We start from the raw sequence: 15988 nt of genomic DNA on the forward strand, positions 1-15988 counted from the left end.
AAAGCTTCCCGCAATAGGAAGCTTTTTAAAGTCTGTTTTAGCATTTATTTTTTCGCGCCTGCCGGGGCATTCAATTTACTACTCATCTCCATAGAAATTGCAGATCGATCAAACTTTAACTTACCAGCCAACGTTTCGATAACACAAGAGTTATCTTTATCATTTAATTCAGCAACTTTACCATGCAAACCGCTTTTGGTAACAATTCTATCACCTTTTTTCAATTCTGCTGCAAATTTCTTTTCCTTCTTTGCACGTTTCATTTGAGGCGCAATCATAAAGAAATATATTACAACAAACATTAATACAAATGGCAATAAACTGCCGAATCCTCCTTCTCCCATTGGTTATATAATTTAGCTTTGTGCTGGTTTAGCTTTGTTTGGATCTGGTTTTACAAATGCTGTAATTTTAACACTTTCTCTACCATTTTCTGTATTGGCAGTAATGTTAATGGTTTTTGAAACTTTATTGGTACCGCTACCATTAAATTTCACAGTAAATTGTCCTTCTCCTCCTGGAGCCAAAGGCTCTCTACTCCAATCTTTTGGCACTGTACATCCGCAAGTACTTTTAATATCAGTAATAACTAAAGGAGCTTCTCCTGTATTTTTGTATTTAAACACAGTTTCTACTTGAGTTTTAGCTTCAATCTCGCCAAAATCATGCTCTTTTTTATCAAACTCTAAAACTGGAAATTTAGATGCTACAGCATCTCTTTCAGCAGCTTTTGCCACATTGGCTTCACTTATTTTTTTTGTAGCATCTTCTTTACAGCTTGTAAAAGCTACTAAGCATAATGCGCTTAATCCTAATATTATTTTTTTCATAATTCTTGTTTTTATGATTTGGTGCGTCAAAAATAGCAATAATTTCACTGTTTAAAAACTTTTATGAGCTTCTTAACAGGGTTTATTCTACATTAAACCACGCCCTACCTTATTTAATTTATCGGTTTTTTTATACTCTTTTACCAGTTTGTCTAAAATACCATTGATAAAAATACTACTTTTCGGGGTAGAATATTCCTTTGCTATTTCCAGATACTCATTTATAGTTACTTTCACCGGTATAGATGGAAAATGTTGTAATTCACATATACCCATTTGCAATAAGACGTAGTCTAAACTTGCAATTCTATCAGCATCCCAATTTTTTGTTTTCTGCGCTATTTCTTCATTAATAATCTTAGTATTCAAAATAGTTTTTGCAAACAAATCTATCGCAAATTGTTTGTCTTCTGTATCTTTATAAAGCTTTGGGACAAAATGTGCCTCAGCACTCGTCAGTTTTAATTTTCTAAGTTGTTTTAAAATGGTAGTATTTACGGTTGGCAAATCATCTAACCACGTTAAATTCTTATCCTCAATATAATCGTACAGCTTATCATTTGGCGCAACAACCTCTTTAAAAATATCAATAAAAAAGTCTTTATCTTCCTTAAAATCAGATGTTCTGGTTTTCATATAGTCGTTATATACATCACTTTTAAGAATAGCTTTAAAAATAATGTCTATATACTCGTTATCTAATTCCCAATTAATGGATGCATTGTCTTTTATTTGCTTTGTAAGCGCTTCATTTTGCGCAATTAGTTGAAACACTTGATTGTTCACAAACTTCCTGTTAGGGTTTTTATCTTCTGAAGTAGCTAGATGCTTTTTCTGTTTGTTCTCAATATCTTGTACTGCTCTTTTTTGTACCTCTAATAACAAAGACATCAATAGCAGATACAAACTGTACATATTCTCTATACTAAACAACAGGAATTTTTCATCCTTTTTTAAATCATCACTTTCGCTTCCATTAAAAGCATAAATGGTTTGCATCACCTTTACACGAATATGTCTTCTGTTTAGCATCATTACAAAGAACTTAAGTTAAAACGTATAGTAAGTTTTTTACCTTTTGTGCTGGCAAAAATAAGACTATTTTAATAAACCAAGCTTGCATTTATTGTTTTGTTCAGGTAAATTCTTTTATCGATTATTTAACAGTTCTTAAAACCCGCACTGCGGCAATTGTATTTATAATGGCGTATATTTGCTACTTATTTTTTTAATTTAAGTGAAAGAACTTAGGCACCTAAACAAGTATTTTTTAAAGTACAAAACCCACCTGCTCATTGGGGTTGTGATTACAATTGTTGCTAGAATATTTTTGCTCTTTACACCACGTTACATCCGACGTATTTTCGAAATTATTGAAAATAAAGCAGGATTGACCGATACTGAAATAAAAGGCGAATTATTAGAAGCAATACTCTATATAGTAGGTGCTGCAATAATTGCAGGGTTATTTACTTTCTTAATGCGCCAAACTATTATCAATGTTTCTAGATACATTGAGTACGACCTAAAAAATGAAGTTTACGCACAATACCAAAAACTCTCACTTAACTTTTATAAAAAAAATAGAACAGGTGATTTAATGAATCGAATAAGTGAAGATGTAGGTAGAGTTCGTATGTATGCTGGTCCAGCAATAATGTACAGTATCAACACCATTACCTTATTTATCATTGCTTTGATTTATATGTATAATCAAGCACCAACACTTACCTTATACACAGTTATACCGTTGCCAATTCTATCTGTAATTATTTATAAATTAAGTAAAGAAATACATAAGCGCAGTACCATTGTACAAGAATATCTATCAAAACTTTCCACGTTTACACAAGAATCTTTCAGTGGTATTTCGGTTATCAAAGCCTATGGCATTGAGCCAAAAACCTCGGCAGATTTTGATGCACTTTCAACTACCAGCAAAGAAAAACAGCTGCATCTTGTAAAAGTACAAGCTTTATTTTTCCCTATGATGATATTGCTAATTGGCACTAGTAATCTCTTAGTGATTTACATAGGTGGTATGCAATACATCAACGGCGAGATTGAAAGTTTAGGTACTATTGCGGAATTTATTATTTACGTAAATATGCTCACATGGCCAGTAGCAACTGTAGGTTGGGTAACATCTATTGTACAGCAAGCCGAAGCATCTCAAAAGCGTATCAATGAATTTTTAAAAATTGAACCAGAAATCAGAAATGGAGTTCAGCACCCAACTAATGTAACGGGAGATATCACTTTTAAAAATATATCTTTCACTTATGATGACACCAATATTCAAGCATTAAAAGGTGTTTCTTTTGAAATCAAAGCGGGAGAAACCTTAGCTATTTTGGGAAAAACAGGTTCAGGTAAATCTACAATATTAGATTTGGTTGGTAGGCTATATGATATCGATAAGGGGCAAATTCTTTTAAATGATATCGAAATCAACAATCATAATTTGTCTAGTTTGAGGGAAAACATTGGTTATGTGCCACAAGATGCCTTTTTATTTTCAGACTCCATTAAGAACAATATCAAATTTGGGAAAGAAGATGCTACTGATGAGGACGTCATTACCGCAGCAAAAAACGCCTACGTCCATAAAAACATAGTTAAGTTTAGCAAAGGTTATGATACTGTTTTGGGAGAACGTGGTATTACGCTATCAGGAGGTCAAAAGCAAAGAGTTTCCATAGCTAGAGCCATTATTAAATCTCCGCAAATTTTATTGTTTGACGATTGCTTATCTGCTGTTGACACAGAAACTGAGGAAAAAATATTGAAAAACCTTTTTAGAATTTCGAAAGGCAAAACTACAATTATAGTCAGCCATCGTGTGTCTTCTGCTAAAAATGCAGATAAAATTATTGTTTTAGATGATGGAAAAATTATTCAAGAGGGTACACATGAAACTCTTATAAACGTTGAAGGCTACTATAAAGATTTGTACTTAAAGCAACTTAGCGAGTCTTCAGAAAACAAAATCGGCTAACTTTCAGTTTAAAATAAACCGTTGGATTTAATTCAACAAAAATCAGCATTTTAAAAAGAATATTTAAAAAATGTTGGTAAGTTTCGGTTTTTTTTTAGATTTTTGAAGTAATCAATATTTAACAAAGTATAATGAACAATAACGGTATGATGGAGAAAGAGGAAATTTTTTCTAAAGTATTAAGAGCAGGAAGACGCACCTATTTTTTTGATGTTAGAGCTACAAAAGCTGAAGATTATTACTTAACAATAACTGAGAGTAAAAAATTTACGAATGATGATGGGTCGTACCACTACAAAAAGCACAAAATCTATATTTACAAGGAAGATTTCTCTGAGTTCAAGGAAATTCTCGCTGAAATGACTGATTTCATTATCAGAGAAAAAGGTAATGAAGTAATTAGTGAGCGTCATCAAAAAGACTTTAAAAAAGACTATGAACACCCAGCTGTTGAAAGTAGCGCAACAGAAGAAACAAAATCTACCGACAATTTTACTGATATAGATTTTGATGATATTTAAGCTTTAACAAAGATTTATCAATATGAAACCGCCATTAGTCATGGCGGTTTTTTTATATTTATATATCAAAAAAATCTCTTATGAAGAAGCCATTATTAGTTTGTTTTGTGATGTTTGCGTTGACACTTACATCCCAAAACACTCCGGACTTATCGTATTACTTACCAGAAAACGTTACCTATAACAAAAATATACCAACACCCGAAAGCGTTGTTGGGCATCAAGTAGGAGAATGGCATATTACGCACGACAAATTGGTGCAATATATGTATGCTTTGGCAGATGCTTCAGATAGAATAACTATAGAAAATAGAGGAAAAACTTTTGAAGCTCGACCACTATTGTTGCTTACCATTAGTTCTCCTAAAAACCTTGCAAACATTGAAACTATTAGAACAAAACACATTGAAGCCACTAATAGCGATACATCGGTTGATAATAGCAATAATCCCATCATTGTATACCAAGGCTACTCTATCCATGGAAACGAATCTAGCGGCTCCAATGCCGCTTTATTAGTAGCATACTATTTGGCTGCTGCAGAAGGAAGTTACATAAACAATCTCCTTAAGAATACCGTAATCCTTTTAGATCCTTCATTTAATCCTGATGGGTTACAACGTTTTGCATATTGGGCAAATACGAATAAGAGCATCAATCTTAATCCAGACCCAAACGACAGAGAATATAGTGAAGTTTGGCCTGGAGGAAGAACGAATCACTATTGGTTTGATATGAATAGAGATTGGTTGCCCGCACAATTGCCAGAGTCTAGAGTTAGAATTAAAACCTTCCACAAATGGCTACCTAATATTTTAACCGACCATCATGAGATGGGTACGTATTCTACATTCTTTTTTCAACCTGGTATCCCTTCAAGAACACACCCCTTAACCCCAAAATTAAATCAGGAATTAACAGTAAAAATTGGTAATTATCATGCCAAAGCCTTAGATAAAATCGGCTCTTTATACTTTACCGAAGAAAGCTATGATGATTTCTACTATGGCAAAGGCTCTACGTTCCCAGACATCAATGGTAGTATTGGAATTTTATTTGAGCAAGCCAGTTCCAGAGGTCATATTCAAGAGAGTGACAACGGAATTTTAACCTTTCCATTTACAATACGAAACCAGTTTACCACAAGTTTATCCACTTTAGAGGCTGCCGTTGAAATGCGAGAAGACATCTTAACATATCAACAAAACTTTTATAAAAATGCCAGAAGCGAGATTGCCAAAGACAAAGGAAAAGCCATTGTGTTTGGAGATGAAAAAGATGCTGCTAAAACGTTTCATCTGGCTGAAATTCTTAATCGTCATAACATAAAGATTCATGAGGTAAACAATGATTTTAAAGCCAATGGAAAAATCTTTAAAAAAGGTTATAGCTTTATTGTACCTAAAAATCAAAAAAACAGTCGATTAATCAATGCTATGTTTGAAAAGCGCACCTCGTTTCGAGATAGCTTGTTCTATGACATTTCAGCATGGACGTTCCCGTTAGCTTTTAATTTAGATTACGCCAATAATGTTTCTACTTCAAACCTTGGGAATGAAGTTATAGGCTTAAAATTGAAGGACGGTGCGGTAACCTCTAAAAGTAATTATGCATACCTAATGGAATGGCACGAGTACTATTCGCCAAAGTTCCTTAATGAAGTTTTATCAAAAGGAATCAGGGTAAAAGTGGCTTTAAAGCAATTTAGTATAAATGGCATAGATTACGATTACGGCACTATTTTGATACCTGTTCAAAATCAAAAATTACAGGCTGATGAACTGTATAACTTTCTCCAAAAAACTGCTAAGAAAAGCCATGTAACCGTTAATGCAGTAAGTACAGGATTAACACAAGGTATAGATTTAGGTAGCCGAAACTTTAAGACTCTTGATAAACCAGAAATTGCCCTTATTGTAGGCTCTGGAATTTCATCTTATGATGCAGGGGAAATTTGGCATTTGCTTGATACGCGATACGATATCATCGTAACCAAACTAGATACTAAAAGCATTAGAAGAGCGAATTTAGATAGATACAATACCATTATCGTCCCTAATTTAAGCAGATTGGGGGACGCTGAAACAAAAAAATTAAAGGAATGGACTAAAAATGGTGGTACCATAATCGGCTATAGAAATACCGTAAAATGGTTGGAAAAGCAAGAATTTATAAAAGCTAAGTTTGAAAAGACGGATGTTCCGGCTAAAGATATTAGCTTTGAAGATGTAAGTAATTTTGAAGGTGCACAGCGTATTGGTGGTGCTATTTTTGAAACAAAAATAGACCGTTCGCATCCCATAAATTTTGGTTACAAAAATGACAGGCTCCCCATGTTTAGAAATACAACAATTTTTATGAAAGCAGATTCCCTTAGTTATAACAATCCAATTCAGTATACTAAATCACCGCTTTTAAGTGGTTATATATCAAAACCTAATTTAGATGCATTGTCAGGAAGCGTTCCGCTAAAAATACAAAAGTCTGGCAATGGAAAAGTTGTAGCATTTACTGATAACACCAACTTTAGAGCGTTTTGGTACGGTACAAATAAGCTTTTAATGAACGCTATATTTTTTAGGGATGAGCTTTAAGAAACAGTACTACCGTTTTTCACCTTAGTTTCTGGATTCAACAAGATAACGTCTTTACCTTTAACAACGCCCAAAACCAAACACTCGCTCATAAATTTAGCGATTTGTTTTTTTGGGAAATTTACAACTGCAATAATTTGTCGATTAAGTAAATCGTCCTTGGTGTACAGGGTTGTTATTTGTGCAGAGGACTTCTTTATACCCAAATCTCCAAAATCAATAGTTAATTGATATGCTGGATTTCTGGCTTCAGGAAAATCATTTACTTCAATAATAGTTCCTACTCTTAAATCAACTTTGGTAAATTCTTCAAAAGATATTGTATCGCTCATTTTTCAAAAATATAAATAATTCCGACATTTGAAGAAACAAAACGTTATGGCAAGAACTCCATCAAATATGCTTCCGATAGGAACTAAAGCTCCAGATTTTTCACTTTTAGATACCGTTTCTGATTCTGTTTTAAGTTTAAACGCACTTAAGGGCGAAAAAGGCACGGTTATTCTATTTATTTGCAACCACTGCCCTTTTGTAATACATGTGAATTCAGAATTGGTCGCTATTGCTAATGAATACAAATCTAAAGGCATTAATGTTATTGCGATTTCTAGTAATGATGTTGAAAATTACCCTCAGGACAGTCCTGAGAAAATGAAAGTTCATGCACAAACAGAAGGTTATCCATTTCCCTATTTATATGATGAAACGCAGGATGTTGCTAAAGCTTACGATGCAGCATGTACGCCTGATCTTTATGTATTTGATGATAATTTAAAGTTAGTATATCGCGGACAATTGGATGATTCCAGACCTGGAAATGATATCCCGTTAAGCGGAAAAGATTTAAGGCATGCCTTAGATTGTTTAATTGAAAACAAAGAAAACACGGCTAATCAAAAACCAAGTATAGGTTGTAATATTAAGTGGAAAGTTTAAGCTGGTAGATCCCCACATCATGCCACTTGTCAAATTTGAAGCCTACTTCTTTTAAAAGAGCCACTTCTTTAAATCCAAACTTCTCGTGAAGTTTAACACTGGCATCATTTGGTATGGTTAAAACACCCAATACTGTATGTACGTCTGTAAGCTTCAATTTGTCTAGTAACTCTTTATAAAGTTTTGTCCCTATCTGTTTTCCATGCGCATCATGTTTCACATATACTGTAGATTCTACGGTAAAATTATATGCTGGTTTAGGTCTGAATCTACTCGCGTATGCAAATCCTAAAATCTCATTGCGCTCTTCAAAAACCAAAAAAGGGTATTCATAATTTATACGATTCACTTTAGCCTGAAACATTTCAAATGTCAAAGGTTCAATATCAAAAGTAGATAACGTATGGGTTACATAATAATTGTATATATCCAACAAAGCCTTGATATCCTCTTTAATAAAACGTCTTATCATTTCAAAGCCACCCTTTTTGCTTCATTACGTTTTCAATATGCGCATAATGATGATTGCTATGCCATGCGTAATTTCCAATGTTGTAATCTAGCGGCACTTCGCTATTGGTTTCGGGATGTCTAAAACTTTTTTTCAAATCGTCTTTAGACAAACCTTTTAATAGATATACTAATTTATAGTGAATAGCTTTTAAATGCTCAATAGACATCTGTATTGGAGCCGTTCTACTATCAAACAATTCTGCCCAATCTGCCTCATTATAAGCTTTTATCAAAGGTTTATCCTCAGTAAGTGCCCATTTAAATCGTGTATAACTATGATGGTGACTATCAGAAACATGATGCACCGTTTGTCTTATTGTCCAACCATGAGGTCTGTAAGGTGTATCTAATTGGTCTTTTGAAAGATGCTTCACTAACGCTTCTAATTTGATGGGAAAGGTTTCTAGAGTAGAAATCCATTCAGAAACATGGTCGTCTGTAATGGGATTGGGACAATCGAACTTCCCAATTGGATATTTTAATTGTTCTAATACTGCTGAAGTCACTTTTTTAAATTTTAAAGTACACTTCTAAAATAAGTATTAAATCTCGATTAAGCTACCTCGGCTTGATCCTTTTTTACCCAATTTATGGCGTGGTAAAGTGATTGGAAGGTTTTTATTTTATTATTGAAAAATAAATTCTCAACCATAATATTCATTTTACCCATCGGGTTGTCTGAAACTATATAATACGCTTTCATTTTATAATCGCTTTTAAAGAATTTCAACCAATCTACCGCCTTAACGGAATAGGAGTTAATGCGATTAGAGATGTAAGCAACATCAGTACCATCCGTACCAATGAAATAAGCAATATCCTGTACAAAGTATTTGGCATGATCTTTCCAGCTTAATGTAATGCCTTGTTTAATTTCTGACACTACAAAGCCATTAAAAATGAAGATATCCCCAAAGGGATAATTAAGTTCTTTAAGAACTTCTGAATACAATTCTGTTTCTCTAATACTTTGCACGATGCAAAATTAGTGGCAATGAAGTAATGACCTTAAAAAACTCGATAAATACATTAATAAAACGCCATGCGGGTAAAATTCATAAAAAAAGCACCCGAAAAGAGTGCTTTTTTGAGAATTTTATAAATTTAAGTATATTTCCATCCTTTGATTTGACTCAGGATAAGCGGTTCATAATCTTTAGAAATAAAAGATTTTTTCGCCTACTTTACATTCATCAGCTCTACATCAAAAATTAAATTGGCGTCTGGTGGAATAACACCCCCTGCACCACGGCTACCATAGGCCAAATGACTTGGAATTACCAATCGCGCTTTATCGCCAACATTCAGTAAGCCAATACCTTCATCCCAACCCGGAATTACCTGTCCTACTCCTAATGGAAAATCTATAGGTTGGTTTCTTTTGTAAGAAGAATCGAAAACCGTACCATCCATTAACTGTCCCTTATAATGTACAGAAACTGTTTTGCCATTTTCGGCCTTTGCACCATCCCCTTTTTGAATGATTTGGTAACGCAAACCACTATCTGTTTTTTCAAATCCTGTAGCTACTTTTTCTAGTTCTGCTTCTTGTTTTGCTTTTTCTTCGGCTAATCTTTTTTCTCTTGAGCCTTCAAAAGTTCTAAACGCTTCAATTGCATTAAAGGCCTCTGCATCTGCCCCTTCCCTTATAATTTCTACACTCTCAATTTCGTCACCCTGTGCAATAGCATCCACAACCTCTTGCCCGTGTTCTACTTTACCAAAAACCGTATGATTATTATCCAACCATGGTGTTTCAACATGAGTAATAAAAAATTGACTCCCGTTAGTACCAGGACCAGCATTTGCCATAGATAAAACACCTGGACCGTCATGTTTTAAATCTGGGTGAAATTCATCATCAAACTGATACCCTGGGTTTCCAGCACCTGTTCCGTTTGGACAGCCACCTTGAATCATAAAATCAGGAATCACCCTGTGAAATTTTAAACCATCGTAGTATGGTGTACCTTGAGGTTTTACCGAATTTTCTAGATTACCCTCTGCCAAAGCCACGAAGTTTCCCACCGTTCCTGGCGTCTTTTTATATTCTAAAGCTATTACTATTTCGCCTTTTGAAGTATTGAATTTTGCGTATAATCCGTCTTGCATTGTTCTGTTTTTTAATGAGGTGCAAATATAGGAAGGATTTAGGATTTTAATTGAGAGTTTTTTGATTTTTATGATGGGAAAACACTATGCTAACAAGGGTATATTATGTTGATTGGCACACTACATGCCTAAAGCGTCCTATAACCAACCGGATTTAAGCTAAAAAGTAGGTACAGATATTTTGTATATCAGTTTGGTAAAAAAAAGTCAATTTTTATATACAAAAGGCATGCCTACTAAATATAATTCTCGTCAACATTCATAGGCTTTACAAGAATTTTATTACTATTTTTATAGGGTGTAAAACCTGCACATATATACTAGTCAGGCAACATTTGCACAAAACAAACTTTTTACTTACTTTTTACGTTAGTAATGTAAAACAAAGGTATGATTATTTCATTTGGCTCGAAAGAAACCGAAATGATTTGGAATGGTATTCGAGTTAAAAAACTGCCGATTGAAATTCAGAACTTTGGACGTCGGAAATTGAGAATGCTAAACAACTCACAGGACATTAAAGACTTGAGAGTTCCGCCATCAAACCGACTTGAAAAACTCTCTGGAAATCTAAAGGACTTTTACAGTATTCGGATTAACAAACAATGGCGAATCATTTTTAAATGGATAACGGAAACGCAAGCAAAGTGGAAATAATCGACTATCATTAAAAAAGGACAAAATGGAAAAGTTGGCAAATGTACATCCTGGTGAAGTCTTGAATTTGGAATTCCTTGAGCCACTTGAAATTTCGGCTTACCGACTTTCAAAGGACTTGAAAATCCCTCAAACAAGAATTTCTGAAATTATAAAAGGTCGGCGCAGAATAACTGCGGACACAGCATTGAGATTGAGTAAATATTTTGGAAACTCAGCCAAATTCTGGCTTGGACTTCAAGATGATTACGACATCGAAGAAGAACGAAATAAAAAACAAGCAGAATTGGACAAAATAAAAAAATACGAAAACAAAAACGTTGCCTAACAATTGCTATTACGGGCTTATCCTGAAAATTCCTGCGGAACTTCCAGCTTATTGCGTACTTGCAAAAGTTCGTGCTAAACCAGGCAACTACTCATAGCATAGACTGTTAACTGCAAGCTGAAAACTAATACAAATGAAGAATAAATTTGTTTTCTACATTGGAATACTTGGGGCATTTTTATTCCTGATTACGACACTAATTGGTGGATTTTTAATTGACGGTTACGATATTCATAAACAGTTTATAAGCGAAACTTATGCTATTGACACAGAATATGGTTTGACTTTGAGGATTTTCGGTTATATACCGAGTGGTATACTTTTTACCATATTCTGTTTTCTTTCAGAACAGTATTTTAAAAATCGTAAATGGAGTAGAATAGGATTTTTTGGAGTTGGAATTTTTTATGGATTGGCGACAATTGTTGTTTCAATTTTCCCATGTGATAGTGGATGTAATAAAGAACTGATTAATCCAAGTACGTCTCAACTGATTCATAATTTGACTGGAGCATTAACTTATATTTTCGTTCCAATATCTATAATTTTAACTGGTTTCGGCGTAAAAAGGTTCCTCTCAAATACCTTTTCAATGCAATCATTTGTAATTGGTGGAATTGGATTATTATTCGTAATAGTTTTATTTGCAAGCACTAATTCTAATTATGTTGGACTGATTCAAAGAATGGTGGAATTAACATTTATCCTTTGGATTGTGATATGCGCGATTACAGTGAGAAATAAAAAATCCAGCAGGCAACAACGTATATAACTAACTTACAATCAATTGATTAAATAGAGATTAACGTGTATTTGGAAATCGTCAAATTTTTAAATTTGACGATTTCCAATAAAAAAGACCCGCCTGCCAGACGGGCAGGTAAATAGTAAAATTTAAAAATCTGGCTTGTAGCTCAACCGAAAAATAATCGCTAATTTGCACGCAACGAGCCTACACCAGACCGTTACACACAATTATGACCCGTCCTGAATAAAGGCTACATAATTTTAAACATTATTTACAAAAACGACAAATTAAATAAATGAATATTTCTGTAAATGTAAAATTGACCTCATTCTTGTTTCTATTCGCAATAAGCCAAATAGTGTTGTCACAGGATACCAAAGTACTTGCCGATAGTATAGCGACGGAACATTTTAAAGATACTACAAATGTAGGTTTGAGCATTGGAATTATTAAAAATGATTCTATTAAACAATATTATTATGGTGGAAAGTACGTTAGAAATGAAAAAGATATTGACAGTACTACGCTATTCGAAATTGGCTCTGTCACGAAATTATATACCGCATATATTCTTGCATCACTTGAAACAGAAAAAAAAATAAACCGTTTAGACCTTTTATCGAAGTATTTGCCCAAAAATGTGGTTGCTGATAAGAAATGGTCATCAAAAGTAAGGTTAGTTGATTTAGCAACTCACACCTCTGGACTTCCACAATTCGATAGTACAAAAAGTTTAGTGAATTTAGAAGGTTTTAACGAAGACGATCCCTATGCGATTTTTACTGAAAATTTTATGTTAGAAATTCTCAAAAAAACTGATACTTTAAATGATTATGGAAAAATCAACTATTCCAACTTTGGTATAGGACTATTAGGTTATGCTCTCGAAAAATCTCAAAAATTAACATTCGAGCAACTATTTATAAAGTATTTAGTGGACAAGCAAAATCTTGAAAATACTTTTGTTAGATTGACAGAGAATAATCTTATCGATATAGCAATACCTCATAGGAAATCCGAGAAAATGCCTCTAATTCAATTAGCAGGTTTAAGTCCATCAGGTAGTGTTAAAACAACAATGCCAGACTTATTAAAATTTTTGAATTTGCATATTACAAAACCTATTGACATTGCTAATGTAATTAGTATTGTTCTTCAAGACCAATTAAATGGGAAAGAACAAAATGTAGGACTTGGCTGGGGAATTTATGAAGTAAATAATGAAACTATATATTTCCATAATGGCGGCACATATGGAAGTTCTAGTATAGTTGTAATAGTTCCAGCAAAATCAGTAGGAATTGCAATTTTATCGAATAACAGTTCGGAAGGACAATTAACCGACTATGCATTGAAAATTATTAAGGAACTGATTAAATAAAATAATGTAAAAAACCGAGCACGCAACAATGCATAACTGCAATTACTACAGATTAGACTACCTCAGAATCCTCTGGAAATTGCTAATGTCAGTGCCAAAACGAAAATTAATACACATTGACCCTTAACTAACGGTTACATGAGACCCTTGTGCATCATATTGAGCAAAAAAACTAAATGAAAATTACAAAATGAAAAAAAACTTAATCGTAATCGGACTAATTATTGGAATGAATTTAGCTTCCTTTGCACAAGAAGTTACTTTATCCAAATCTGAATTGAAAAATGTTTTGTGCAAGCAATGGGAAATAGAATATGCTATGATGGATGGAGTGAAAATCGGACAAATGCCCGGTGCTTTTGATTTCGATTTCAAATTTAAAAAAGACGGAACATATAATTTAATTAGAGAAGATGGAAAAAATGAAAGCGGTATTTGGACTTACCATTCTGAAGGGAAATATATTGAACTAGGAATCAAGGAAAAAATTACTTCGCAAATTAAATCTATTGACAAGACTAAACTGATTCTAACATTAGTTTCTCAACAAAATGACCCACCTGCATTACCCAGTATAGACGTTCATTTTAAACCAATATAAAATACGCCACACAACAATGAACTATAAGTAATTGCTTGTTCTCGCCTACTTCTGAAAATCCTTAAGGATTTTCAGTTTGGTGTGTACTTGCAAAATTAAGTGCTAACACATGCAACTACTCATAGAGACCGTTGGGTGTAATTCCCTACATAAAGAAACTCTATTAATTTCTTTAGCTAACGAGTCAAATTTTGTGTAGGAAAATTATACTAAATTTAACCGTTAGTCAGAATTAAACCTCACAGCAAAAGTTATTGCTAACTATTTTATACGGATTATTTTATTATATTTGTACGTATAAATGATTTGTTATGGACACAAAATTAACTTTAAAGCTCAATCAGAGGATTATTGAAAAGGCAAAGGAATACGCTTCTAATAAAAAGATGAGCCTATCTCGAATTGTAGAAGCCTATTTACAATCCTTGACTTCTGAAAACGATACTTCTGAATTCGAGATTTCACCTTTCGTGAAAAGTATCTCAACGGGAACTGAAATTCCAGCTGATTTGGACTATAAAAAAGAATATTCTGATTATTTAATCGAGAAGTATAAATGAGCAAAAGGATTTTTATAGACACAAATGTGATGTTGGACTTTTTAGGAGATCGAAAACCATTTTACGAACCGATTGCAAAAATTGCAACGTTGGCCGAAAAAGAAAAGCTGACAATGGTTGTTTCGCCTATTTCTTTTGCAACAGTAAACTATTTTATAGCAAAATTTGAGAACGAGAAAATTGCTAGAGAAAAACTTCGAAAATTTAAGATAATCTGTGAAATATGCTCTCTCGATGAACAAACGATTGAAAAGGGACTTAATTCTTCGATAAAAGACTTTGAAGATGCATTGCAATATTTCAGTGCGGCCGAATCAGAATGTGAAATTATAATAACAAGAAACGGAAAGGACTTTAAGAAATCATTATTACCTGTAATGACAGCAGATGAGTTTTTAAAATCTCTGAATAAATAATAACTACACCCAACAATGAACTATTCGCGGGCACGCCTCACTGCGTCATACAAAATGGATGTTGTATGGTATTTAAGAAAACGAAAATAGATTATGATTAAAGGACTTTATGAAACTCATCTCTATGTTGAAAACTTAGAGACATCAATTGAATTTTACTCTAAAGTTCTTGGTTTAAAACAGTGTCGATTTGGATCAGATAGGAGAACTGCCTTTTTCTGGATTGGAAGTGACAAACAAGCCATGCTTGGCTTATGGGAAAAGCCTAAAGAAGAAATTGATTTAAGGCATTTTGCTTTTGAATGTAACCCTGAATGGATAATAAACGAATCTATTGATTTTTTAAAATCTCACAACTTAAATTATTGGAATTTTCTACAAGACGACAATGAAAAACCAATGGTTTTTTGTTGGATGCCAGCAGTCTCTATATATTTTAGCGATCCAGATGGACATTATCTCGAATTCATAGGGATTTTACCAGGAAAGACCAATGGAGATGACGAAAAACGAGTTGTAACCTATGAACAATGGCTAGAAATAAAAGATGAATAAAGATGGCCTAAAGAACTGAGATAAAAACCTAGTTTTTCTAGGTTAATTTGCCTTTAACTGACAGTTATAAGAGGTCGATAAACGAACCTTTCCAAAAAGAAAATGTTTTCAATTTAAAAATAAAGCTCACAAACAAACGCATGTTATAGATTGAATACTTCAACTCTAATGATCTAAGGCTGTATATTTGAAGCCATTTCTCGATAGCTATCGCGAAGAGAACCTGCCTACTGGCAAG

General features: G+C 33.5%; 19 protein-coding genes and 1 pseudogene. 12 read left to right on the forward strand and 8 right to left on the reverse strand.

Features of this window, described 5'->3' with window-relative positions:
• Nucleotides 1-44: 44 nt before the first annotated feature.
• The 3 genes from yajC to nusB all read right to left on the reverse strand — a co-directional run bounded on the left by yajC (nucleotide 45) and on the right by nusB (nucleotide 1865).
• A complete protein-coding gene (gene yajC / locus AC1B0Z_RS06120; protein ID WP_483794745.1) occupies nucleotides 45-344 on the reverse strand; it encodes a preprotein translocase subunit YajC in 300 nt (99 codons plus the stop codon).
• Nucleotides 345-356: 12 nt separating this feature from the next.
• Entirely contained in the window at nucleotides 357-830 is a 474-nt protein-coding gene (locus AC1B0Z_RS06125) for a DUF1573 domain-containing protein (RefSeq protein WP_483794746.1), read from the reverse strand.
• An 87-nt stretch (nucleotides 831-917) separates the two neighbouring features.
• On the reverse strand, nucleotides 918-1865 hold the full coding sequence (gene nusB, locus AC1B0Z_RS06130; protein WP_483794747.1) for a transcription antitermination factor NusB: 948 nt from the start codon (nucleotides 1863-1865) through the stop codon (nucleotides 918-920).
• Nucleotides 1866-2067: 202 nt separating this feature from the next.
• Here nusB and AC1B0Z_RS06135 point away from each other — a divergent pair, with 202 nt between their 5' ends.
• From AC1B0Z_RS06135 to AC1B0Z_RS06145, 3 genes are all read left to right on the forward strand, one after another.
• Nucleotides 2068-3828: an ABC transporter ATP-binding protein gene (locus AC1B0Z_RS06135; RefSeq protein WP_483794748.1), complete on the forward strand. Its 1761-nt coding sequence runs from the start codon at nucleotides 2068-2070 to the stop codon at nucleotides 3826-3828.
• 131 nt (nucleotides 3829-3959) lie between these two features.
• Entirely contained in the window at nucleotides 3960-4349 is a 390-nt protein-coding gene (locus AC1B0Z_RS06140) for a PUR family DNA/RNA-binding protein (protein WP_483794749.1), read from the forward strand.
• An 80-nt stretch (nucleotides 4350-4429) separates the two neighbouring features.
• Nucleotides 4430-6943: a M14 family metallopeptidase gene (locus AC1B0Z_RS06145; RefSeq protein WP_483794750.1), complete on the forward strand. Its 2514-nt coding sequence runs from the start codon at nucleotides 4430-4432 to the stop codon at nucleotides 6941-6943.
• Here AC1B0Z_RS06145 and AC1B0Z_RS06150 read toward each other — a convergent pair.
• Nucleotides 6940-7275: a tRNA-binding protein gene (locus AC1B0Z_RS06150; protein WP_483794752.1), complete on the reverse strand. Its 336-nt coding sequence runs from the start codon at nucleotides 7273-7275 to the stop codon at nucleotides 6940-6942. The genes AC1B0Z_RS06145 and AC1B0Z_RS06150 overlap by 4 nt on opposite strands.
• A gap of 46 nt (nucleotides 7276-7321) precedes the next feature.
• Between AC1B0Z_RS06150 and AC1B0Z_RS06155 the strand changes: the two genes are divergently transcribed.
• Complete coding sequence (locus tag AC1B0Z_RS06155) at nucleotides 7322-7879, forward strand: thioredoxin family protein (RefSeq protein ID WP_483795262.1); 558 nt, start codon at nucleotides 7322-7324, stop codon at nucleotides 7877-7879.
• Here the strand turns inward: AC1B0Z_RS06155 and AC1B0Z_RS06160 are convergent.
• From AC1B0Z_RS06160 to AC1B0Z_RS06175, 4 genes are all read right to left on the reverse strand, one after another.
• Nucleotides 7863-8351 carry an N-acetyltransferase family protein gene (locus AC1B0Z_RS06160; RefSeq protein WP_483794753.1) on the reverse strand — a complete coding sequence of 163 codons (489 nt, stop codon included), beginning with the start codon at nucleotides 8349-8351 and terminating at the stop codon, nucleotides 7863-7865. The genes AC1B0Z_RS06155 and AC1B0Z_RS06160 overlap by 17 nt on opposite strands.
• A gap of 1 nt (nucleotide 8352) precedes the next feature.
• Nucleotides 8353-8898 carry a YfiT family bacillithiol transferase gene (locus tag AC1B0Z_RS06165; RefSeq protein WP_483794754.1) on the reverse strand — a complete coding sequence of 182 codons (546 nt, stop codon included), beginning with the start codon at nucleotides 8896-8898 and terminating at the stop codon, nucleotides 8353-8355.
• Nucleotides 8899-8945: 47 nt separating this feature from the next.
• A complete protein-coding gene (locus tag AC1B0Z_RS06170) occupies nucleotides 8946-9368 on the reverse strand; it encodes a hypothetical protein (protein ID WP_483794755.1) in 423 nt (140 codons plus the stop codon).
• 203 nt (nucleotides 9369-9571) lie between these two features.
• On the reverse strand, nucleotides 9572-10504 hold the full coding sequence (locus AC1B0Z_RS06175; RefSeq protein WP_483794757.1) for a peptidylprolyl isomerase: 933 nt from the start codon (nucleotides 10502-10504) through the stop codon (nucleotides 9572-9574).
• Between the two features lie 390 nt (nucleotides 10505-10894).
• Between AC1B0Z_RS06175 and AC1B0Z_RS06180 the strand changes: the two are divergent.
• The 8 genes and pseudogenes from AC1B0Z_RS06180 (at nucleotide 10895) to AC1B0Z_RS06215 (ending at nucleotide 15750) form a co-directional block, all read left to right on the forward strand.
• A pseudogene (locus AC1B0Z_RS06180) lies at nucleotides 10895-11175 on the forward strand (type II toxin-antitoxin system RelE/ParE family toxin).
• A gap of 11 nt (nucleotides 11176-11186) precedes the next feature.
• Nucleotides 11187-11489: a HigA family addiction module antitoxin gene (locus AC1B0Z_RS06185; RefSeq protein ID WP_483794758.1), complete on the forward strand. Its 303-nt coding sequence runs from the start codon at nucleotides 11187-11189 to the stop codon at nucleotides 11487-11489.
• A 133-nt stretch (nucleotides 11490-11622) separates the two neighbouring features.
• Complete coding sequence (locus AC1B0Z_RS06190; RefSeq protein ID WP_483794759.1) at nucleotides 11623-12261, forward strand: DUF998 domain-containing protein; 639 nt, start codon at nucleotides 11623-11625, stop codon at nucleotides 12259-12261.
• Nucleotides 12262-12532: 271 nt separating this feature from the next.
• Complete coding sequence (locus AC1B0Z_RS06195) at nucleotides 12533-13618, forward strand: serine hydrolase domain-containing protein (RefSeq protein WP_483794760.1); 1086 nt, start codon at nucleotides 12533-12535, stop codon at nucleotides 13616-13618.
• Nucleotides 13619-13808: 190 nt separating this feature from the next.
• Nucleotides 13809-14219 carry a hypothetical protein gene (locus AC1B0Z_RS06200; protein WP_483794762.1) on the forward strand — a complete coding sequence of 137 codons (411 nt, stop codon included), beginning with the start codon at nucleotides 13809-13811 and terminating at the stop codon, nucleotides 14217-14219.
• Between the two features lie 311 nt (nucleotides 14220-14530).
• A complete protein-coding gene (locus AC1B0Z_RS06205) occupies nucleotides 14531-14779 on the forward strand; it encodes a DUF6364 family protein (protein WP_076614653.1) in 249 nt (82 codons plus the stop codon).
• Nucleotides 14776-15195 carry a type II toxin-antitoxin system VapC family toxin gene (locus AC1B0Z_RS06210; protein ID WP_483794763.1) on the forward strand — a complete coding sequence of 140 codons (420 nt, stop codon included), beginning with the start codon at nucleotides 14776-14778 and terminating at the stop codon, nucleotides 15193-15195. The genes AC1B0Z_RS06205 and AC1B0Z_RS06210 overlap by 4 nt, the downstream gene beginning before the upstream one ends.
• Before the next feature lie 93 nt (nucleotides 15196-15288).
• The gene (locus tag AC1B0Z_RS06215; RefSeq protein WP_483794764.1) at nucleotides 15289-15750 is read left to right on the forward strand and encodes a VOC family protein; all 462 of its coding nucleotides are present in this window, start codon (nucleotides 15289-15291) and stop codon (nucleotides 15748-15750) included.
• Nucleotides 15751-15988 lie beyond the last annotated feature (238 nt).

The organism is Hyunsoonleella sp. J2K-J805 (assembly GCF_057167125.1).